This window comes from Nostoc sp. MG11, from assembly GCF_014904695.1.
Lineage (GTDB): Bacteria > Cyanobacteriota > Cyanobacteriia > Cyanobacteriales > Nostocaceae > Komarekiella.
Genome location: NZ_JACXXN010000134.1, coordinates 1 through 3,616, shown reverse-complemented (window position 1 = coordinate 3,616; position 3,616 = coordinate 1). Strand labels below are relative to the sequence as shown.

Below are 3,616 nucleotides of genomic sequence, written 5' to 3'. Positions count from 1 at the left end.
AGATACCATCTGACGCACAGGAGGATGATTTCTGGTTGATAATGTCGCCATTTAAACGGTTGCTTAGGGTTCATCTCTGTAGCATTTAAATCTTTAAAGAGAATATACTACCTGCTTAACACCTGTTTTTGCAACACAACCAGTTTTCGTGTCACTGGTTACGGCATTCTCACGCATCGAGGGCGGTGGATAGTAAACCGCTTTTTCAGGTGCAAGACCAGTTGGGGCACAGCAAGAGCGATACTACAAAGACGTATGTAAGAGTGAAGAAAGATGCGGGAACGGGTACAGTGCTACCGAGGTTTTGATTGGTATTTCTTTTGACAATTTACATTTATGTATTGTCCGATGGGTTTAGATTGTCGTCAAATGACAGGTGTTGACTATAAATGCCCGAATATCTCAGCTTGTCACGAGCATTCGGGCAAACCCTCAATGGTCAAGATTGTGTTTTATCTACTCAACCAACAAATGTGTCAATTAGAGGACATATTTGTTGATGAAAAAAGACTGGCTGAGTTGTTACATTCATCAAATCAGGACTTGGAATCTTTGTTAAGTAATTTGGATAATCTTGTCGTTACTCAACACACCCTAAACTAACATTCTGTTCGTGTGATCAACTCGCCTTGCTCTGAGCGATCGCATAGCACTTGGGAAGCTATATATAACTCAATTGAATCGATGAGGCATTATGGAACAGCTAAAGCTACGGCAAGAAAGTGGTGGAAGCCGCCTTTATTTGATGGACAAGCCTATTCATGCAGGTGATTGTGTATATCTCCGCCGTGTAAAAAGATTGTGTAGTCTTTGTCTGATTCTTTGAAAGTTTTAGTATTTAGATAAATGTTAATAGTATGATTTGGCATTTTCTTAGAGGAAATTATAGGGCTTAGTGGTATAGAGGCGATACCTGCGGTGCTTGCTAGCCTACGCACTTATTCAAATTAAATTTGGCTCATCCTTGCCAATTCCTAATTCTCGCAACTTGACTTTAACATCTTCCCACTTATTACCACAGTAATAATATTGTTTCTCTAGTAAATCTGCCAAATAGTATCCTACCTTCCCGCCATTGAGCCGAAATAATTCAACAACAACTTTCTTTTTAGTTGTACCGAACATAAACTCGACATCACCCTCACTTGGCAGATTCAGTGGGTTATAAAAGGTTTTACCTTTAATAAAATGCCAGTAAGATTTTTCTGGAGTAATTTTACGTTCGATAATTCGGTATTCAATGGGATGAATTATTTTTTCCATAAAACCTCTCAAGAGTTAGACTGTAAATAGAGAAGCCCCCAAGGGCTAGTTGGGGGCTATTTAAGGTTAAGGATTAGCGTCGGTCTTCGCCGTTGCCTTCCTCATCTTCATTGATATCCAAGTCGTCGATTACGTCCTGTCTATCAATTGGTTCACCCTCTCCTGTTACTGGGTTTGATTCAACCCAAGTATTTCTGTTAAAGAGGAACCGGAAGATTCGGAACACTGGCATCCAGCCTTCACCTTTCCCGTTGCCTTTGTAATCTGGATCGGTCAATTAACCTCCTTATGAGGGTAGTAGTATTTTTATCCCTCATAGTAATTATTATTACTTAAATAGTTAAATATGTAAACCGTTTTTGCATAAACGTTAACCACAAATTGCATGAGATTGATTCATGATTTCTATGATTTCGGTAATAGGAACTTCACTTGTGAAACATTCAGTACGACCATCAAAGTCGTTAATTGGTCGGTAAGAAAACTGTGCAAATTGAGTTAAGATGAATTCCTCCTTTTTAAGAACATAAGTAAATAAATCTTCAACTTGATTTATTACGTTGACTTGATACTTTTTACCAGGAAACCTTTTGTTTATGGGAAGCCCTGTAATACCAATCTTTATGAAAGTTTCATCGGGAAATATAACTTCTGCTAAATAGAGATATTTTCTGGTACTCTTTTCAAGTTTTCGATCCTTATGAATCAAAATAATCTTTTCTGTTGCGATCGCATCTAGCAATTGACCTGTAGAGCCTTCGTCATTATATATATAACCTAGCTTTTGAGCTATTTCTTTTAGTTTGTCTGCCGTTTCTACGCCGACTCTTGCATGAATATTAGTGCGGTCAAGCTTCTTTCTGCCTACCATAAATCATCTATAAGTGGTTTACGGATATTCTAGCAGAATTTTTCTACTTTGGGGCGATGTCTACTTTAAGGGGCTGTTCGGTGTCGCCTACACCCGCCCCAAAATCTCCAACTGTGCATTAGGGAGAGCGATCGCTCCTTCACTAATCATTAACTAAAAATGTATTATCATCCTTTGAAAATAATACTTCATGTCCAAATTCAACTATATAAACCTTTGTCAATTCATACTTTTCATTTCTATCAGTAAACAGGCAGTTAACTGTTTTAACTTCTTGCGTACCTGAATTGCAATATTTAAATGTTGCTGTTATCGTTCGTGCTTTCATAGTTTCTTAGAGGAAAAGTGAGGAGTAGCGACGCCAAATAGCCCCTTAAAGTAGACATCGCTTACAGATGTATCTTGGCTGCATTCTCCTCATTGTCTAAATGCCAAGCCATAAAATCATAACCATCCTCAGTTTTTTGATAATCGTATTCCATATCTAAAGCTTGGGCCGCTTCAATGAATTCTTCTAGTGTTCCTTCACAGTAGCTAATATATTCACTCCCTATAGCCCCAATAATCGCTTTAGCCGCATAGCTTTGCTGGATAGATATCAGTTGGCTTTGATGTTGCCAAGTGTCGCAAATTGTACAGCCGTAACCCCAATCATATTTAAGAATTTTTCGATGATAGGTTTTTATTTCACAATTGCGGCAGTATAAGAATTTTGATAGGTCTAATGTGTTAGTCATTTTTCATTCAATCTATATCTGCTAGATTTAGAATTCCCTAGTTATTCGGTAAATCAAGCGAGGAAATTAGAGATGATGTAGGGTGCGATGAGACATCATGAGGTTTCATTTCTCAACCCTGGCGTTACCTACTTTAAGTAAATCAAGTTTAAAATTAGTCTAATAATTAGACTAAAAGCTGATGACTGAGAGTGAAGCAGAGTACGACTCTCACCGGGTGCTACAACTGCTAAAATTTATGCGATCCATTCGCTGTAAGACTTTGCATCCCCGCGACTTTATTGAAAAGTACCAACTAACCCAGGCTCAACTCGCCGAATTGCTAGGCGTTTCAATACAGCTTGTCAAAACTTGGTTTGGGCGAGAAGAACCACGACAACCAGAACAAAAATATTTGGATCGGCTTGCTGAAATTGATGCCCTCTTGGAAATCAAAAAAGTCATCGATGAGAAAATTCCTCCTCACCTACAAGCGCTATTTAACTTCAATCAAAAGTCTAATAGTTAGACCTATTTTCTTGACTCTGTTGGTTGGCGAACTTTATTGTGTTTGATAAACGTTTGTCGCAGATGAATCATGATGACCACTAGCTTTGTATCTGGTGCTGACAACCTCAATACACCCCTACTCAGTCAACCCGATTCCCAAAGGCTGTGTTGCAAAAATAGGTGCCTAAGCAAGTGTTATATTCTTTCAAGAGACTGAAATGCTACAGAGATGAACCCAAAACAACCATTTAAATGG

The 3,616-nt window shown here is 38.4% G+C and carries 9 protein-coding genes; 4 read left to right on the top strand and 5 right to left on the bottom strand.

Annotated features, from left to right (window positions below; genetic code table 11):
• The first annotated feature begins 128 nt into the window (after nucleotides 1-128).
• The 3 genes from HCR01_RS37335 (at nucleotide 129) to HCR01_RS40335 (ending at nucleotide 826) form a co-directional block, all read left to right on the top strand.
• Nucleotides 129-308 carry a tyrosine-type recombinase/integrase gene (locus tag HCR01_RS37335; protein ID WP_226890071.1) on the top strand — a complete coding sequence of 60 codons (180 nt, stop codon included), beginning with the start codon at nucleotides 129-131 and terminating at the stop codon, nucleotides 306-308.
• A 28-nt stretch (nucleotides 309-336) separates the two neighbouring features.
• The gene (locus tag HCR01_RS37330) at nucleotides 337-603 is read left to right on the top strand and encodes a hypothetical protein (protein ID WP_193200919.1); all 267 of its coding nucleotides are present in this window, start codon (nucleotides 337-339) and stop codon (nucleotides 601-603) included.
• A 91-nt stretch (nucleotides 604-694) separates the two neighbouring features.
• Complete coding sequence (locus tag HCR01_RS40335) at nucleotides 695-826, top strand: hypothetical protein (protein WP_264299996.1); 132 nt, start codon at nucleotides 695-697, stop codon at nucleotides 824-826.
• Nucleotides 827-942: 116 nt separating this feature from the next.
• Here HCR01_RS40335 and HCR01_RS37325 read toward each other — a convergent pair whose 3' ends face one another.
• From HCR01_RS37325 to HCR01_RS37305, 5 genes are all read right to left on the bottom strand, one after another.
• On the bottom strand, nucleotides 943-1,263 hold the full coding sequence (locus HCR01_RS37325; RefSeq protein WP_193200918.1) for a hypothetical protein: 321 nt from the start codon (nucleotides 1,261-1,263) through the stop codon (nucleotides 943-945).
• Between the two features lie 73 nt (nucleotides 1,264-1,336).
• Nucleotides 1,337-1,540 carry a hypothetical protein gene (locus tag HCR01_RS37320; protein ID WP_193200917.1) on the bottom strand — a complete coding sequence of 68 codons (204 nt, stop codon included), beginning with the start codon at nucleotides 1,538-1,540 and terminating at the stop codon, nucleotides 1,337-1,339.
• 93 nt (nucleotides 1,541-1,633) lie between these two features.
• Nucleotides 1,634-2,134 carry a hypothetical protein gene (locus tag HCR01_RS37315; protein WP_193200916.1) on the bottom strand — a complete coding sequence of 167 codons (501 nt, stop codon included), beginning with the start codon at nucleotides 2,132-2,134 and terminating at the stop codon, nucleotides 1,634-1,636.
• A gap of 142 nt (nucleotides 2,135-2,276) precedes the next feature.
• Entirely contained in the window at nucleotides 2,277-2,462 is a 186-nt protein-coding gene (locus tag HCR01_RS37310) for a hypothetical protein (RefSeq protein ID WP_193200915.1), read from the bottom strand.
• Nucleotides 2,463-2,523: 61 nt separating this feature from the next.
• Nucleotides 2,524-2,871, bottom strand: coding sequence for a hypothetical protein (locus tag HCR01_RS37305; RefSeq protein WP_193200914.1), 348 nt, complete (start codon nucleotides 2,869-2,871; stop codon nucleotides 2,524-2,526).
• Nucleotides 2,872-3,052: 181 nt separating this feature from the next.
• On the opposite strand from HCR01_RS37305, the gene HCR01_RS37300 reads away from it, so the two are divergent.
• Nucleotides 3,053-3,379 (top strand): helix-turn-helix domain-containing protein, encoded by a 327-nt coding sequence (locus HCR01_RS37300; RefSeq protein WP_193200913.1) that lies wholly within the window; start codon nucleotides 3,053-3,055, stop codon nucleotides 3,377-3,379.
• Nucleotides 3,380-3,616: the final 237 nt, after the last annotated feature.